This is a genomic window from Dietzia cinnamea NBRC 102147 (genome assembly GCF_001571065.1).
Lineage (GTDB): Bacteria > Actinomycetota > Actinomycetes > Mycobacteriales > Mycobacteriaceae > Dietzia > Dietzia cinnamea.
This window is the reverse complement of the sequence record NZ_BCSW01000005.1, coordinates 83,689-98,728: the sequence shown is the minus strand read 5'-3', so window position 1 is coordinate 98,728 and position 15,040 is coordinate 83,689. Positions and strand designations below refer to the sequence as shown.

The 15,040-nt window shown below is 72.5% G+C and carries 15 protein-coding genes; 8 read left to right on the top strand and 7 right to left on the bottom strand.

Features of this window, described 5'->3' with window-relative positions; genetic code table 11:
- Window positions 1–26: 26 nt before the first annotated feature.
- Together DCI01S_RS03585 and mshA are read right to left on the bottom strand one after the other, a co-directional pair.
- Entirely contained in the window at window positions 27–554 is a 528-nt protein-coding gene (locus DCI01S_RS03585) for a type III secretion system chaperone family protein (RefSeq protein ID WP_236885832.1), read from the bottom strand.
- A gap of 162 nt (window positions 555–716) precedes the next feature.
- Entirely contained in the window at window positions 717–2,027 is a 1,311-nt protein-coding gene (gene mshA, locus DCI01S_RS03580; RefSeq protein ID WP_061228012.1) for a D-inositol-3-phosphate glycosyltransferase, read from the bottom strand.
- A 276-nt stretch (window positions 2,028–2,303) separates the two neighbouring features.
- On the opposite strand from mshA, the gene DCI01S_RS03575 reads away from it, so the two are divergent.
- Window positions 2,304–3,101 carry a DUF5642 family protein gene (locus tag DCI01S_RS03575; RefSeq protein ID WP_061227978.1) on the top strand — a complete coding sequence of 266 codons (798 nt, stop codon included), beginning with the start codon at window positions 2,304–2,306 and terminating at the stop codon, window positions 3,099–3,101.
- Window positions 3,102–3,139: 38 nt separating this feature from the next.
- Here DCI01S_RS03575 and DCI01S_RS03570 read toward each other — a convergent pair whose 3' ends face one another.
- On the bottom strand, window positions 3,140–3,994 hold the full coding sequence (locus DCI01S_RS03570; protein WP_061228011.1) for an alpha/beta fold hydrolase: 855 nt from the start codon (window positions 3,992–3,994) through the stop codon (window positions 3,140–3,142).
- Window positions 3,995–4,254: 260 nt separating this feature from the next.
- Here DCI01S_RS03570 and DCI01S_RS03565 point away from each other — a divergent pair, with 260 nt between their 5' ends.
- From DCI01S_RS03565 to DCI01S_RS03555, 3 genes are all read left to right on the top strand, one after another.
- Window positions 4,255–4,707: a limonene-1,2-epoxide hydrolase family protein gene (locus tag DCI01S_RS03565; protein WP_061227977.1), complete on the top strand. Its 453-nt coding sequence runs from the start codon at window positions 4,255–4,257 to the stop codon at window positions 4,705–4,707.
- Between the two features lie 210 nt (window positions 4,708–4,917).
- Window positions 4,918–5,694: an SDR family NAD(P)-dependent oxidoreductase gene (locus DCI01S_RS03560; protein ID WP_061227976.1), complete on the top strand. Its 777-nt coding sequence runs from the start codon at window positions 4,918–4,920 to the stop codon at window positions 5,692–5,694.
- A 104-nt stretch (window positions 5,695–5,798) separates the two neighbouring features.
- Window positions 5,799–6,335 carry a ferritin gene (locus tag DCI01S_RS03555; protein ID WP_007632120.1) on the top strand — a complete coding sequence of 179 codons (537 nt, stop codon included), beginning with the start codon at window positions 5,799–5,801 and terminating at the stop codon, window positions 6,333–6,335.
- 150 nt (window positions 6,336–6,485) lie between these two features.
- On the opposite strand, the gene DCI01S_RS03550 is transcribed toward DCI01S_RS03555, so the two are convergent.
- From DCI01S_RS03550 to DCI01S_RS03540, 3 genes are all read right to left on the bottom strand, one after another.
- Window positions 6,486–8,132 carry an ATP-binding cassette domain-containing protein gene (locus DCI01S_RS03550; RefSeq protein ID WP_061227975.1) on the bottom strand — a complete coding sequence of 549 codons (1,647 nt, stop codon included), beginning with the start codon at window positions 8,130–8,132 and terminating at the stop codon, window positions 6,486–6,488.
- A 529-nt stretch (window positions 8,133–8,661) separates the two neighbouring features.
- Window positions 8,662–9,720: a membrane protein insertase YidC gene (gene yidC / locus DCI01S_RS03545; RefSeq protein WP_061227974.1), complete on the bottom strand. Its 1,059-nt coding sequence runs from the start codon at window positions 9,718–9,720 to the stop codon at window positions 8,662–8,664.
- Between the two features lie 203 nt (window positions 9,721–9,923).
- Window positions 9,924–11,000, bottom strand: coding sequence for a UDP-N-acetylmuramate dehydrogenase (locus DCI01S_RS03540; protein WP_061228010.1), 1,077 nt, complete (start codon window positions 10,998–11,000; stop codon window positions 9,924–9,926).
- 149 nt (window positions 11,001–11,149) lie between these two features.
- Between DCI01S_RS03540 and DCI01S_RS03535 the strand changes: the two genes are divergently transcribed.
- The 4 genes from DCI01S_RS03535 (at window position 11,150) to DCI01S_RS03520 (ending at window position 14,250) form a co-directional block, all read left to right on the top strand.
- Window positions 11,150–11,650, top strand: a complete 501-nt coding sequence (locus tag DCI01S_RS03535; protein ID WP_061227973.1) for a DUF2505 domain-containing protein — start codon at window positions 11,150–11,152, stop codon at window positions 11,648–11,650.
- A gap of 74 nt (window positions 11,651–11,724) precedes the next feature.
- Window positions 11,725–12,588, top strand: a complete 864-nt coding sequence (locus DCI01S_RS03530; protein WP_061227972.1) for an LmeA family phospholipid-binding protein — start codon at window positions 11,725–11,727, stop codon at window positions 12,586–12,588.
- Window positions 12,589–12,672: 84 nt separating this feature from the next.
- Window positions 12,673–13,221 carry a metallophosphoesterase family protein gene (locus DCI01S_RS03525; protein ID WP_061227971.1) on the top strand — a complete coding sequence of 183 codons (549 nt, stop codon included), beginning with the start codon at window positions 12,673–12,675 and terminating at the stop codon, window positions 13,219–13,221.
- 72 nt (window positions 13,222–13,293) lie between these two features.
- Window positions 13,294–14,250, top strand: a complete 957-nt coding sequence (locus tag DCI01S_RS03520; protein WP_061227970.1) for an NADP-dependent oxidoreductase — start codon at window positions 13,294–13,296, stop codon at window positions 14,248–14,250.
- Window positions 14,251–14,310: 60 nt separating this feature from the next.
- Here the strand turns inward: DCI01S_RS03520 and deoC are convergent, their stop codons facing one another.
- A complete protein-coding gene (gene deoC / locus DCI01S_RS03515; RefSeq protein ID WP_061227969.1) occupies window positions 14,311–15,009 on the bottom strand; it encodes a deoxyribose-phosphate aldolase in 699 nt (232 codons plus the stop codon).
- Window positions 15,010–15,040: the final 31 nt, after the last annotated feature.

Below are 15,040 nucleotides of genomic sequence, written 5' to 3'. Positions count from 1 at the left end.
GACGAGCGCGCCCAGGGCGGGGCCGCCTACTCCGGCTGGGGCAGGTCCTCGGTGAGGTGGCGGAACGCGTCGAGGTTGCGCAGCGGCTCACCGCGCGAGACCCGCCACTCCCATTCGCGGCGGATCGACGTGTGGAAGCCGGTCTCGAGGATGATGTTGAAGTCGTGGTCGGCGGCCTCGAGCACCTGGCCCAGCACGCGGTCGAGCTCCTCCTCGGTGACCGCGATGAGCGGCATCCGGCCGACGAGGTAGATGTCGCCGTTGTTGTCCAGCGTGTACGCCACCTGGTACAGCCGACGATTGCGGCGCAGGAGGTACTTGTAGACCTTCTCGAAGTCCTCGTCCGGGTTGCGGCACACGAACGCCTCGACGCGCACGCTCTCCTTGTTCACCGTGAGATGGCAGGCGGTCTTGAGCCGCTTCTCCCCCGGCAGCTGCACGACGAAGGTGTGGCCGTCGGCCAGCGTGGACTCGATCTCCCGCTCCACGAGGAAGTCGTGGATCCGGTCCACGGTGGGCTGGTCGAAGTCGGGCTCGCGGTTCTCGTCGCTCATGGTGGGGCTCCTTCGGCGGTGGGGCGCGTCGTCCCTCGTGTCTACTCGAACTTCTGTCTACGCGAGTGGCGCCCACAGGGGGTTCGGCGCCCGCGCCGCGGCGGATGGCCCAGCGGGCCGGGCGCGGTCAGGACGCCGCCGCCCCCACACCCCCGGATGCGATCAGGACGCCGCCGCCTCCGCACGCCGGGCCCGGTAGGCGGCCATCGTGCCCGCGTACGACCCCAGCAGTCCGTCGGCCGTGGAGTCCCAGCTGAACCCGGAGGCGTGCACCGGGGCGGCCCGCGACATAGACAGGCGCAGCTCGTCGTCGTCGAGCAGTCCCGCCAACACGTCCGCCCACCGACGCGGGTCGTGCCCGTCCACGGTGAGCCCGGTGCGGCCGTCGGCGACGGCCGTCGGCAGCCCGCCCACCGCGGCGGCGACCACGGGCGTCCCGCACGCCTGCGCCTCGAGCGCGACGAGCCCGAACGACTCCGAGTACGACGGCACCGCCACGATGTCCGCGGCGCGGTACACGTCCACCAGCTCCGACGGCGGGCGCGGCGCGAGGAAGCTCACGCGGTCGGCCACACCCAGCTCGTCGGCGAGCTCCATGAGCGACCGCGGCCGCTCGAGTCCGGACCCGCTCGGCCCGCCCACGACCAGCAGGCGGACGTCGCGGTGCGGCTGGGTGCGCACGATCTCGGCGAGCGCGCGGACGATCACGTCGGGGGCCTTGAGCGGCTGGATCCGGCCGACAAAGGCGATGACCTCGGACTTCTGCGCCAGCCCCAGCGCGCGGCGGGCCCGCTCGGTGCCGCGCTGCGTGCCGGGCGTGTACTGGTCGAGGTCGGCGCCGGGCGAGACGACGTCGATGTCCGCGGGGTCGGCGTCGTAGAAGCGGACGAGTTCATCGCGCTCGCCGACGGTGTTGACGACCAGGCGGTGCGCGGCGTCGACGATCTGCTGCTCCCCTATGCGCCGCGATTCGGGCTCCGGCGTGTCACCGGCGGCGAGGACCGCGTTCTTGACCTCGGCGAGGGTGTGCGCGGTGTGCACGAGCGGCACGCCCCAGTGCTCGGACGCCACCAGCCCGGCCTGCCCGGACAGCCAGTAGTGGGAGTGGATGAGGTCGTAGTGGCCGGGAGCCTGGCCGGCCTCGGCGCGCATGACGCCGGCGACGAACGGGCACAGCTGCGTGGGCAGGTCCTCCTTGCGCAGGCCCTCGAACGGCCCGGCCACGATGTTGCGGACGAGCACGCCGTCGCCGGCCTCCTCGACGGGCGGCTGGGAGGAGTGGGTGGCGCGGGTGAAGATCTCGACCTCCACGCCGCGGCGGGCCAGCCGGCGGGCGGTCTGCAGGACGTACACGTTGAGGCCGCCGGCGTCGCCCGTGCCCGGTTGGGCGAGCGGGGAGGTGTGGAAGGACAACACCGCGATGCGTCGGGGCAGCGGGTGCGCGACGCCGCGGTCGAGCTCGGAGACGGTCACCCGCTCGATTGTGCCCCCGCCCGCGCCGGGGTGCACGTCGCGCGGGGCGGGGTGCACCTCGCGCGCGGGCGGGTGGGTGCCGCGGGGTACACGTTGCGGGGGCGGGTGGGTGCCACTGAGCCGGGACACAGCGGTGGTGCGCAGCCCTCCCGGGATTTATCGACGACGACGAGGCGGGCATCCACTCCCCCGGCGGGTTGGCATACCCCTCGACGGGTGCGTCGGTATAGCGTCTGGCGCAGCCGTTATCAACAGCCACCACACGCGGAGGAAATCATGAGCATTCGTCGGCTCGGTATCGCACTCGCCCTGGGGGCCGCCGTCAGCGCGGCATCGTGTTCCTCCGACGCCGGTGAGCAGGCCGAATCGGCTGCCTCGGACGCTGGTGCTTCGGCGGCGTCGGCGGTGGACGAGGCCGGTGACGCGGTGTCCGGGGCCATGGATGACGCAAGCGACGAGCCCACCGACGCTTCGCCGCAGGACCTGCTGCTGACGCCGGAGGAGGCGGGGCCCATGCCGATGCAGGCGGCCGACCCCGCGTTGTTGGCGCAGGCGGGCGCGGGGCTCGAGATGCCCGAGGGCATGGAGCTCGAGGCCGATCCGCCGGAGTGCGCCGACGCCGCCGACATGAACGCCACCCTCGCCGGTGACGTCTCCGACGGTGGTCTGGCTGCGCTCATGGGTGGTGGCGAGGACGGCTCGGCCATGTTCACCGTGCAGGTGCTGCGGACCGGCGTGTCGTTCGACGAGTACAAGACCAACTGGGAGAACTGCGCCGAGGTGCGGTTCTCCGGTCAGGCCCTGGGGATCACCGGCACCTCGGCCGAGGTCGACGCCCCGGAGATCGAGGGCGCCGACGAGGTGCTCGCACGGACCTCGGACACGCAGGTCGAGGCACTCGGTGAGGGTGGGCGCATGACGAACATCGTCTACCTGACCGAGGTCCGCGGCGTGAAGGTCCTCGCCGGCGCCATGACGGCCCCGGACAGCGGGGGCGAAATCGGCCCCGACGCCGAGGCGGAGCTGGCGGACCTCCTGACCAAGCAGGTCGAGAAGGTCAACAACGCCGGCTGACCCGTCCCGGCGTCAGAGTCATGCGTCAGAGTCATGCGTCAGAGTCCGGCGGTGAAGGAGTCGAGCTCGGCGAGGAACTTCGACGTCTCCTCGAGAAAGGGCGCGTGGGCGGATTCGGCAAAGCCCACGTAACGGCCGCCGGGGATCATCTCGGCGTTGGCCTGACCGGCGGACGGCAGCACCACGCCGTCGTGCTCACCGTGGATCACCAGCGCGGGGATGCCCAGGCCGCGCAGGGTCTCGTCGTTGTCCACACGCCGGGTGAGCAACTTCTGGCGGACCGCCGGCGGGGTGGCGAGCGACAGTCCGAAGATCCGCTGGCCGCTGGTGCCGTCGCCGCCGCGCATCATGGCGCTGCCGAAGCTCGCCAGGGCGGCCACGGCCTTTCGGGGGTCCTCGTCGAACGCGCCGTTCGACGTCACCTCGATCATCGCCGGTCCGATCGCGCCGCCGGCGGAGCGGGAGACCGAGGTCACGGCGCCGCAGAGCACGATCCCGGCCACCCGGTCCTCGCCGCGCGCGGCCAGGTAGTCGGAGACCACGATCCCGCCGTACGACCAGCCCAGCAGGATCGCCCCGGCCCCCTCGCCGATGCCGGCGGCGTCGAGGACCGCCTCCACGTCGTCGGCCCACTGGGCGGCCGAGTCGTAGCCCGCCTCGGCGACGTCGGAGTGTCCGTGGCCGCGCAGGTCCATCGGCACCACCCGGAATCGGGTCGCCAGTTCGGCCAGCAGCTCGGGCCCCCAGCAGGCGCTCGACTGGGCCCAGCCGTGGATCAGCACGAGCGGGCGCGCAGCGGGGTCGCCGAGCACGCGGTAGGCGATGGCGGCGCCGTCCGACGAGACGGTGGAGGCGACGGTCTGGGTGGACGAGGGGGTGCTGGCTGAGGTCATGTCGGTCATCGTGCCAGCAGTTCCGCATCCGCACGGCCGGTCGCGGCCATGCGCCCCCACGCGACCAGTCCCGCCTCGACCCACGCGCCCCGTTTGGCCTGCGCGTGGAATCTGCTCGCTCGGCTTGCTCGCCCCGGCGGGGTTACGCGCCCGGAATGGACCAGACCGGACGCGTAAGTCTGGAGCGGGTCCGGAGCAGGTGGGTCGCTGACCGTGCCGTTGCGCGCCCCGGAACCGACGGTTGCGACTATCGTGGGCCAATGGCTGTCACCACCACGCAAACGGACCCCGACGTCGTCGTCCGGGTGTTCTTCGACGCCCTCGCCTCCGGCTCGACCTCCGCCGCGGCCGAACTGGTCTCCGACGACGTGTGGTGGGCGAACATCGGCCTACCGACGATGCGGGGAAAGCGGGCCGTCGTCAGCGCGATCGCCGCGATGCACCGCAGCATGCACTTCGGGGTGCAGACCCACCACCTCGCGGTGTCCGCCCCCTCGGACCCCACCGATCCCCGCTCCCCCCACGTCGTTCTGACCGAGCGCACGGACACGCTGGGCGTCGGCCCGTTCCGCTGCGACTTCTGGGTGTGCGGGCGCCTCGAGGTCCGTGGCGGTCTGGTCTGCGGGTGGCAGGACTACTTCTCCACCGCCGACATCGCCCGCGGCACGGTCCGCGGACTGATCGGGATGCTCCCCGGCCTGCGTCGCGGCTGAGTCGGCAGGCCGCGCACGCGCACGACCCGGTGTCGCCCACCTCCAGGCGGCAGCGGGGTCGCCGTCGTCATATCCCACGCGCCACTTCTCCCGCGCCGCTTCTCTCGCGCGAATCCTCCCTCGCCGCCTCGTCTCCCGCCCGGGACCGTCGTCGCCCCCGACCGCCGCAACCATCGCCCCACCCGGCCGTCGCCCCTTACCCTCTAAGCTATGACCGAGCACTCCGCCGCCCGCGACCGCCTGTCCGCCCTGCCCGCCGAGACCCGCGTCGCCGTGGTGACCGGGGCGTCGTCCGGGATCGGGGAGGCGACCGCGCGCGAGCTGGCGCGGATGGGCTTCCACGTGGTGATCGGCGCGCGGCGCGTCGAGCGGCTGCAGGCGCTGGCGGACGAGATCGGGGGCACGGCCATGCCGCTCGACGTGACCGACGCGGACTCGTGCGAGGCGTTCTGCGCGGCCGTCCCCCGGCTGCACGTGCTGGTCAACAACGCCGGCGGCGCCAAGGGCACGACCAGCGTGATGGACGCCGACGAGGATCAGTGGCGTTGGATGTGGGAGACCAACGTCCTCGGCACGCTGCGCATGGTGCGCGGACTCATGCCGGTGCTGGTCGAGACGGGCGACGGGCTTGTCATCACCATCACCTCGATCGCCGCGATCGAGGCCTACGACAACGGCTCCGGCTACACGTCCGCCAAGCACGCGCAGGCCGTCCTGCACCGCACCCTCCGCGGCGAGCACCTCGGCCAGCCGGTGCGGTTCACCGAGATCGCGCCCGGCATGGTCGAGACCGAATTCTCGCGCGTGCGATTCGACGGCGACGACGACAAGGCGGCCGCCGTCTACCGTGGGCTGACCCCGATGGTCGCGCAGGATGTGGCGGAGATCGTCGGCTTCGTGGCCAGCAGGCCCTCGCACGTCAACCTGGACCAGATCGTGGTGAAGCCCCGCGACCAGCACTCCGCGACGCGCGCGCACCGGAGCTGACATCAGTAGGTGAGCCTGTCCAATCGAAAGGCAGGTTAGGCTATCTGACCTGGTAAAACGTCGGCGTTCGCCATAGTCTGGCCCCCTACTGAAAGGGGCCCGCCATGGCCAGGAACAAGAACACCTTCGTCGATCTCCTCTCCGCTCAGGTCGGTCACGAGTTCGCCGCCAGCCAGCAGTACGTCGCGATCGCAGTGTGGGCGGACGCGCAGGACCTGCCGCAGCTCGCCGGGCGCTTCTACTCGCACAGCCTCGGTGAGCGGAACCACGCGATGATGATGGTCCAGTACATGCTCGACCGCGACATCCCCGTCACGATCCCCGCCGTCCCCGCCCCGGAGGCCCGGTTCAGCGGCCCCGCCGACGCGCTGCGCCTCGCGCTCGAACAGGAGAAGCAGGTGACGCGGCAGATCGAGGACATGTTCCAGGCCGCCCGCGCCGAGTCCGACCCTCTCGGCGAGCAGTTCATGCTGTGGTTCCTGCGCGAGCAGGTCGAGGAGGTCGCCAACATGAACACGCTCGTCACCATCGCCGAGCGCGCGGCCGACGACTGGTTCCGCATCGAGGAGTACCTCGCCCGCGAGAACGACGCCTCCACCAACACCGGCACCCCGCCGTCGGTGGCCGGCGGCGCGGTCTGACGCACGCCCGCGGCGCGGCCGGCGCCGTCGAGCGCAGTCGAGAAGACGGTTTCGCACACATCCGCCGAGAGGAGGGTGCGCGAAACTGTCTTCTCGATGAAGGGGCCGGCGTGGGCGGTCGGTTCGCGCCGTGCCCGGGCAGGTCGCGACTCAGCTCAGGGCGATCACGTCGTCCATCCCCACGCGGTCGCAGAAGCCGTCGTCGTGGCTCACCAGCAGCAACGCGCCCCGCCACCCCGAGAGGGCATCGGCCAGCTCCTGCACCCCGTCCAGGTCGAGGTTGTTGGTCGGCTCGTCCAGCACCAGCAGCTGCGGGACCGGCCGGGCGAACAACCTCGCCGCGAGCGCCGCTCGAAGGCGCTCGCCTCCGGAGAGTTCACCGAGTCCGCGCAGGCCCGCGTCGCCGATGAAGAGCAGCCGCGCCGCGTGGGCATGCGCCTCCTCCGCCGGCGCCTCGGGGCGGACGGCACGGATCGCGTCGACGACCGACCACTCCGGATGCTCGACGCGAAGATCCTGCGGCAGCAGGGCCCACGGGACGAGGGCGGCGTTGTCGTCGTCGCCCCGGTTGGCTCCGCTCGCCACCTCCGCTCCCCGCGTGCGGCCGGTCCCGCGCGACCCCGGCCCCGCGACGCCCTCGCCGAACAGGCGCCGCAGCAGAGTGGTCTTTCCACTGCCGTTCGGACCGGCCAGTCGTACCCGCGCCGGGCCGACGAGGTGGATCCGGCCGGCGACCGGATCGTCGGCGTCCAGCACGACCCGGCCCGCGGGGAGCCCGGGATCGGGCAGGTCGACGCGCAACAACTCCTCGCGTCGCACGGCGGCGTCGGCCTCGCGCATCCGCTCCTGCGCCTGCTCCACGCCCTTCGCGTGCGTGGCCCTGTAGCGTGCCGCCGACTCCTGGGCCTGCCGCTTGCGCATCCCCATGACGACCTTGGGCTCGCGCTTGTTCGCCTCCATCTTCCGGCCGTACCGCTCGCGCCGCGCCAGCACGACCTGCGCCTCGACCTTGTCCCGCTTCTGTGCGCGTAGTTCGTTGCGCGCCCCGGTCAGACTCTGCAGCGCGGCGGCCTGCTCGGACCCGATCACCTCGCGGTAGTGCGAGTACGGCCCACCGAACACCCGGCATCGGCCGGCCCGCATCTCGACGGTCGTCCCGGCCCGCTCGAGCAGGCCCAGGTCGTGACTCACCACGAGCGCGATGCGTTGCCCGCCGGCGACGAACCGGTCGATCGACGCGAACAGCCGCGCTCGCGCCCGCGAGTCCAGATTGTTGGTGGGCTCGTCGAGCAGGAGCACCCGCGGCTGCCCGAGGAGCCGACCTGCCAGCGCGGCGAGCGTGCGTTCCCCGCCGGACAGCGCGAGCACCGACCTGCCCAGGTCCGTGGGCAGGCCCAACTCGGCGAGCAGCGCGCCCGTCCGCTCGGCGATCGACCAGTCGTCGGCGAGGCGGGCGAAGTCGTCGTCGTCCCCCTCCCCCGCCTCGATCCGCGCCAACGCCGCCAGCTTCCCGCCCACGCCGAGCTCGTCGGCGAGGGTGCGTTCCGCGGGCGCGTCGGCGAGCAACTGCGGGAGGTAGGCGACGGTGGGCGGCAGGGCGGGCTCGCCTCCGATGCTGATCGATCCGCGAGTCGGGCGCAGCTCGCCGGCGATGAGGCGCAGCAGGGTGCTCTTGCCCGCGCCGTTGCGGCCGACGAGTGAGGTGAGGCCGGGACCGAGATTCAGGTCGAGGCCGTCGAAGAGCGGGGTGTCGTCGGGAAACGCGTACGCGACGTCCGACAGGACGAGGGATGACATGCGTGCTCCAGGGAGGTGGCGGATGGGCCGGGTCTCACCTGGGGTCGAGCACTGTCCTCGGGTCTCCTCGTCTCGGGTTCTCGGCCGTGCCCCTCGCGGCGCCGGTCTCCCGGGGTCGCGCCGTGCAGCTGCCGACGTACGCCGAGCAGACTACGCCCGCTGCGCGACAGTGGCAATGGTTCGGAGGGGTGTTCGTCGTGGAGCGGCCTCGGTCTCCCTCGCACCCGCCGTCGGCTCGGCTTCGGCGCGCTGCGCTCGGCGTCGCCAGGGCTGACGCCCTCGCCCTCGCCCTCGCCCTCGCCCTGGCCGATTCTGGTCGTAACCATCACGGGTTTTCGGCGAAATCGCCTGGATGGTTACGTCCATTTCCGCGCTGAGTACATCCAATCGCGGGGCTCGGGGTGCGGGCGGCGCGGGGTGCGGGGAAGCGCGGGGTGCGGGCGGCGCGGGGAGCGGGGAGGCGTGGAATGCGGGCGGCGCGGGGGTGCGTGCGGCGCGGGAGGCGCGAGAGGCGAAGCCTCGAGCCGGACTACATGAAGGCGCTGGGGGGAAGGCCCTCGCGGCTGCTCATGGGCAGCTCCTTCTCCAGCTTCTCCATGAAGATATGCGACTGCACGGCGGTCCAGATGTTGTTGGTGAGCCAGTAGAGGCCGATCGCGATGGGGAAGTTGAAGAAGTACGCGCCCACGATCGGGAAGAACGGGAACAGGTACATCATGATCTTCATCGACTGGTTCATCGACTCGGTCATCTGCTCGGCCATGGATTGGAAGTCCTGCGGCTTGCCGTCCGGCCCGGCGCCGGCGGCCGCGCCACCGGCCCCGGTGGTGGCGGGCGTGGGGGCGGCGGGCTTCTCGCCGTCGACCTCGAGCACCTCGCCGTCGACGACCGGGCCGCCGGCGCGCTCCTCGGCGTCCACGCGGGCCAGGGCGGCCTGCTCGGCGGCCTTGGCGGCCTTCTGCCGGCGGAAGGAGTTCCACATGTTGATGAACGTCGCGATGCCGGCCAGCACGAACAGCGGCACGGCCAGCATGAGGATGTCCTCGCGCACCAGCCCGGGGTGCAGGGAGTCCATGACCTCCTGCGGCATGCGGATGTAGGACGCCAGGGGCACGCCGAAGATCTCGGCGTTGAGGAACGACGACACCTGCTCGGGGCCGAACGCCCCGTTGGTCATCTGCGAGGCCTCCTCGATGGACTTGCCGGGAGGCGAGAAGTTGAGCAGCACGTAGTACAGGCCCAGGAACACGGGGATCTGCACGAGGAGCGGCAGGCAGCCGGCCAGGGGGTTGACCCCGGCGTCGGCGTACAGGGCCTGCATCTCCTTGGCCTGCTCCTGGCGGTCCTCGGGGGACTTGCGGTCCTTGTACTTGTTCTGCAGCTCCTTCATCTTGGGAGCGAGCTGCGCCATCTTGCGCATGGAGTACTGCTGCCGCCACATGGACCGCAGGAGCAGCAGGCGCACGGTCACCACCAGCAGGAGCACGGAGCCCACCCAGGCGACGCCCGAGTCGGGGTCCACCACGAAGCTCAGCGCCCAGTGCCAGAACTTCATGACGAGCGACACCGGATACGCGAACAGGTCCACGGGCGATTCTCCAGGGAAAACGGCGGCGCCGGGCGGGCGCACGGGGGCGTGACGAGCTTAGAAGGCCTGGGACCAGCGTGCCAGGGACGACCGGCGCGCCGGGCGGCGGGGTTGTCACGGCGCTGCCCTGCGGGTGCCGGGGCTCACCCGCGCCGGAGCCCACCCCGCGGCTGGCGGCGGCATCCCACGGCCGGGCGGACCGGTCAGATGTGGCAGCCCACCCACACGGGCTCGGGGTGCAGCTCCACTCCGAACGCCTCCCGCACGCCGTCGCGCACCTCGCGCGCCAGCGCGATGATGTCGTCGGAGGTGGCCGCGCCCCTGTTGGTCAGCGCGAGCGTGTGCTTGGTGGACAGGCGGGCGGGGGACGACGACGAAGGGTGTCCCTTGCCGAATCCGGCCCGCTCTATGAGCCAGCCCGCGGAGAGCTTGACCCCGCCGGGCGCGGAGAAGGCGGGCATCTGCTCGGCCGGGCCGGACCCCAGACGGGCGGCCACCCGGGACCGCACCGTGGGGAGTTCGTCCTCGCGAATCACCGGGTTGGTGAAGAAGGACCCCGCGGACCAGGTGTCCTCGTCGTCGTCGTCGAGCACCATCCCCTTGCCGCGCCGCAGCTCCAGCACGGTACGCCGCACGACGGCGGGGTCGGTCCGCTCGCCCGGCGTCACGCCGAGGCGGCCGGCGAGCTCGGCGTACCGGATCGGCTCGCTGCGCCCCGCGGGGTCGAGTCGGAGCTCCACCTCGAGCACCACGGCGCGGTCGGTGTTCTTCAGGACCGACGTGCGGTAGGCCAGCCCCAGGGCCTCCGGGGTCACCCACTCATCGACGCCGGTCGCGCGGTCATACCACCGCACGCGGTGCAGGATCTGGGCGACCTCCACGCCGTACGCGCCGACGTTCTGCACGGGCGTCGCGCCGACGGACCCGGGGATTCCGGACAGGCACTCCAGCCCCCCGTACCCGCGGCCGACGGTGTCGACGACGAGGTCGTCCCAGGTCAGCCCGGCACCGGCGCGCACGACGAGACGGCCCTCGTCGGCGCCGGCGAGGTACTCGACCTCCCGGTTCCGCACGGCCACCACCACCAGGTCGAGGTCACCACCGGCGACCACCAGGTTGGACCCGCCGCCCAGCACCAGCACCGGGACCTCGGCGGCGTCGAGGGCGCGCACGGCGGCGACCACCGCCTCGGGCGTCGCGCACTCGAGCAGCGCTCGCGGACGGCCACCGATGCGCAGGGTCGTCAGGTCGGCCAGCCGCGCGCCGGCGGTCGCGGTGATGCCGGCGGCGCGGGTCAGCTCGGCGACGACCGGGTCGGCGGGGTGCGGCGCGGAGGTTCCGGCGGACCGCTGCGCGGCCGGGTGCACGGGGTCGGACGGGGGCGGGTTCACACGCCCGAGGGTAACCGGCGCTTGTAGGGTCGGACCCCATGGCGACCCGCTTCTCCCACAACGCCCGTATCGACGCCCCCATCGAGACCGTGTACTCGGCCTACGGCAGCGAGGAGTACTGGCGCGAGCGACTCCTGGCGGTGGGGACCGACAAGGACAGCCTCGACGACTTCGCCTCTACCGCGGACGGCGTCCGCGTGACCATCACGCAGCACATCCCGGAGGACGACATCCCCGACTCGGCCCGCAGGTTCCTGCCGGGCGAACTGACCATCGTGCGCACCAGCACCTACTCCGGCTTCGACGGTCGGACGTTCACCGGATCCGCGCGCGCCGAGGCGGCGGGTGGGCTGGGGCTCATCAGCGGCGACGCGACCGCAGTGGACCGGGACGGCGCCGCCGAGGAGTCGGTGTCCGGGCAGGTCAAGGTGTCGGTACCGCTGCTCGGCGGCAAGCTCGAGAAGATGGTGGTCTCGCACCTGGACCGGCTGTTCGAGGCCGAGTACCGGCACCTCAACCGCTGGACCGCCGCCCGCTGACCCACCGCCCGCACGCCCCCGCCCGGCGAAGTGGGTGCTGCACGCCGACGCCTTTTCGGTGACAATCGGAAGCGATGCAGCCGCCGAGAGACACCCAGCGACTTCCCGCCTTCGATCACCCGGGCGTGCAGAACGCTCCCACCGAGCAGTTCGCCGCCCGGCCCGCCGACGCGGCAGCGCCCCTTCCGGGCGACGGGGCGGGTGAACCCCGGGGCGGGAGTCTCACGGGCCGCCGGATCGTCATCGGCGCCGTTCTGCTCATCGTGCTGCTGGTGGCCGGGGCCGTGGGCCTGGAGTTCGGGATGCGCGGCGCCATCAAGGACAACCTCCGCGAGGAGATCACCGCCACGCTCGGCTCCACCCCCGAGGTCGAGCTGGGACCCCAGCCGGTCCTGCTGTCGTACGTCACCGGCACGCTCGGCACGATCCGCATCACCACCGACGGGGCCCCGGCCGAGGGCGCGACCGGCCCGGTCCCGGCGATCGACATCACCGCCGAGGGCGTGCGGTCCGAGGGTGAGACCTCACGCATCGACTCGCTCACCGGCACCGCGTTCGTGTCCGACGAGACCATGACCGCGGCCGCCCAGTCCGAGGGCGCGGGCGGCGTGGGCGACAGCCTGCTGGGCGGGCTGATCCAGGTGCAGGACATCGTCTCCGATCCCGCGGCGGGCACCCTGCGCGTCTCGATCAGCGGGCTCGCCGAGGCCGTGGTGACGCCGCGGCTCATCGACGGCAACCTCGAGATGGATCCCCAGCAGGCCTCGGTCCTCGGGTTCCAGCTGCCCTCGGAGATCCTGGGCGGGACCGTCTCGATGATGGATTCCGCGCTCGCCGACCTGCCCGAGGGCATCGAGCTCACCGGCGTCCGCGTGGTCGACGGCGGGATGACCGTGGACCTGGCCGGCCGCGACGTGGTGCTGGAGTCGACCCGCTAGAGGTCGACCTGCCAGGGCTCGTCCGCCGGACGCGGCCACCGATCCGCGACGGCTGTCTGTCGCGGCGCCCGGCACACTGGGCCCATGCGCCTGCTCATCATCTCCGACACCCACGTCCCGACCCGCGCCCGCGACCTGCCGGCCCGGGTCTGGGACGAGGTCGACGCGGCCGACGTGGTGATCCACGCCGGGGACTGGATGGACGTCGCCCTGCTCGACGCCCTCGAGGAACGCTCCGCGCGGCTCATCGCCTGCTGGGGCAACAACGACGGCCCGGAGCTGCGCGAGCGTCTGCCCGAGGTGGCCCGCGCGACGCACGACGGCGTGCGACTTGCCGTCACCCACGAGGCCGGCGCGTCCGCGGGACGGGAGAAGCGCATGGCCAGGGCCTTCCCCGACACCGACGTCCTGGTCTTCGGGCACTCGCACATCCCGTGGGACACCACCGCGCCGCGAGTGTCCGAGGAGGGCGGCTCCGGGGAGGGCGCGTCCGGGGAGGGCGGCCTGCGCCTGCTCAACCCCGGTTCCCCGACCGATCGCCGACGCCAGCCGCACCACACGTACATGACGGCGGCCATCACCGGAGGCGAGCTCCGCGACGTGGAACTGCACCGGCTGCCGCCACGGTGCTGAACCGCGCCCGCGTGGCGGGTGACGGGCGGGACGAGCCGGGCGGCGGGCCCGGGATTCTGCCACCCTGGAGCCATGACCAACAAAGCCACCATGCGTGCCGTGCAACAGCAGACCCTCGGTGAGCCGGACGTCCTCGCCGTCGTCGACCTCCCCCGCCCCACTCCCCGCACCAACGAGGTCCTGATCCGAGTCGAGGCCGCCAGCGTCAACCCCACCGACTGGAAGCACCGCGCCACCGGCGGATTCATCGGCGAGCCGCCGTTCGTCCTCGGTTGGGACCTGTCGGGCGTGGTCGAGGAGGTCGGCATCGGCGTCGCGCGGTTCTCCCCCGGCGACGAGGTGTTCGGCCTGCTCTCGTACCCGTTCGGCCACGGCGCCCACGCCGAGTACGTCACCGCCCCCGCCGCCTGGTTCGCACCCAAGCCGGCCTCGCTCGACCACGTGCAGGCCGCCGCGCTGCCGCTGGTCTCGCTCACCGCGTGGCAGGCGCTCGTCGAGAACGCACGGATCCAGCCCGGCCAGCGCGTCCTGATCCACGCGGCCGCCGGCGGGGTCGGGCACGTGGCCGTGCAGATCGCCAAGGCTCGCGGCGCCCACGTGATCGGCACCGCCAGCTCGGAGAAGCACGACTTCCTGCGGGAGATCGGCGTGGACGAGCCGATCGACTACCGCGAGGTGGACATCGCAGAGGCCGTCTCGGACGTCGACGCCGTGCTCGACACCATCGGCGGCGAGACCTCGCTGGCGTCGCTGCGCACGCTGCGGTCCGGCGGGATCGTCGTGTCGATCCTGCCCGTCGGCTCTGACGACCTCTACCGCGAAGCCGAGCGGCTCGGGGTGCGGGCCGTCCGGATGCTGGTCGACGCCTCGCGCCACGACCTGCTCTCGATCACCGACCTCGTCGAGCAGGGGTCGCTGCGGGCGACGATCGCCGACGTGTTCCCGCTGGAGCAGGCCGCCGAGGCGCACCGCCGGGGCGAGACCGGTCGCACCACCGGGAAGATGGTGCTCACCACCGGACGGGATTGACACCCGCCGGGGGCCCTGGGTGAAGGCCTGCGTCGGACCAGCAGCGGCCGGACGGCAGGACTACTCGGGGAACCCGTCGAGCACCGCCCGGGTGCCGCTCAGGCCGAGCCGGGTGGCGCCCGCCGCGATCATCGCGCGGGCGGTGTCGGCGTCGCGGATCCCGCCGGACGCCTTGATGCCCACCTTCCCCCCGACCGCGCGGTGCATCGCCTCGACCGCGCGCACGCTCGCCCCGCCGGCGGGGTGGAAGCCGGTGGAGGTCTTGACGAAGTCGGCGCCCGCGCGCGCGACGGCCCGGCACAGGGCCTCGATCCGCTCGTCGCCCGCCTCGTCCCCCAGCGCCTTGTGGATGGCGGCGGTCTCGAGGATCACCTTGAGCACCACCGGCGGCGGCACGGCGTCCCGCATCGCCAGCACGTCGGCCATCACCTCGTCGACGAGGCCCGCGATGGCGGCGCCCACATCGATCACCATGTCCACCTCGGCGGCGCCCTGGTCCACCGCGAGCCGGCCCTCCATCGCCTTGACCAGCGAATGATGCTTGCCTGACGGGAACCCCGCGACCGTGGCGACGACCTGCCGGTCCGGTCGCACCGGCAGCATCGCCGGACTGACACACACGGCCTTGACGCCCAGCTCGCGGGCCTCGTCGAGGCAGGCCTGCACGTCCTCGCGGGACGCGTCAGGCGAGAGCAGGGTGTGGTCGATCATCGAGGCGACGCGGGCACGGGTGAGCTGAGCGGTCGGAGTGGCGTCCATGCCGGCCAGCCTAGCGGGAGCGGCCGATGCG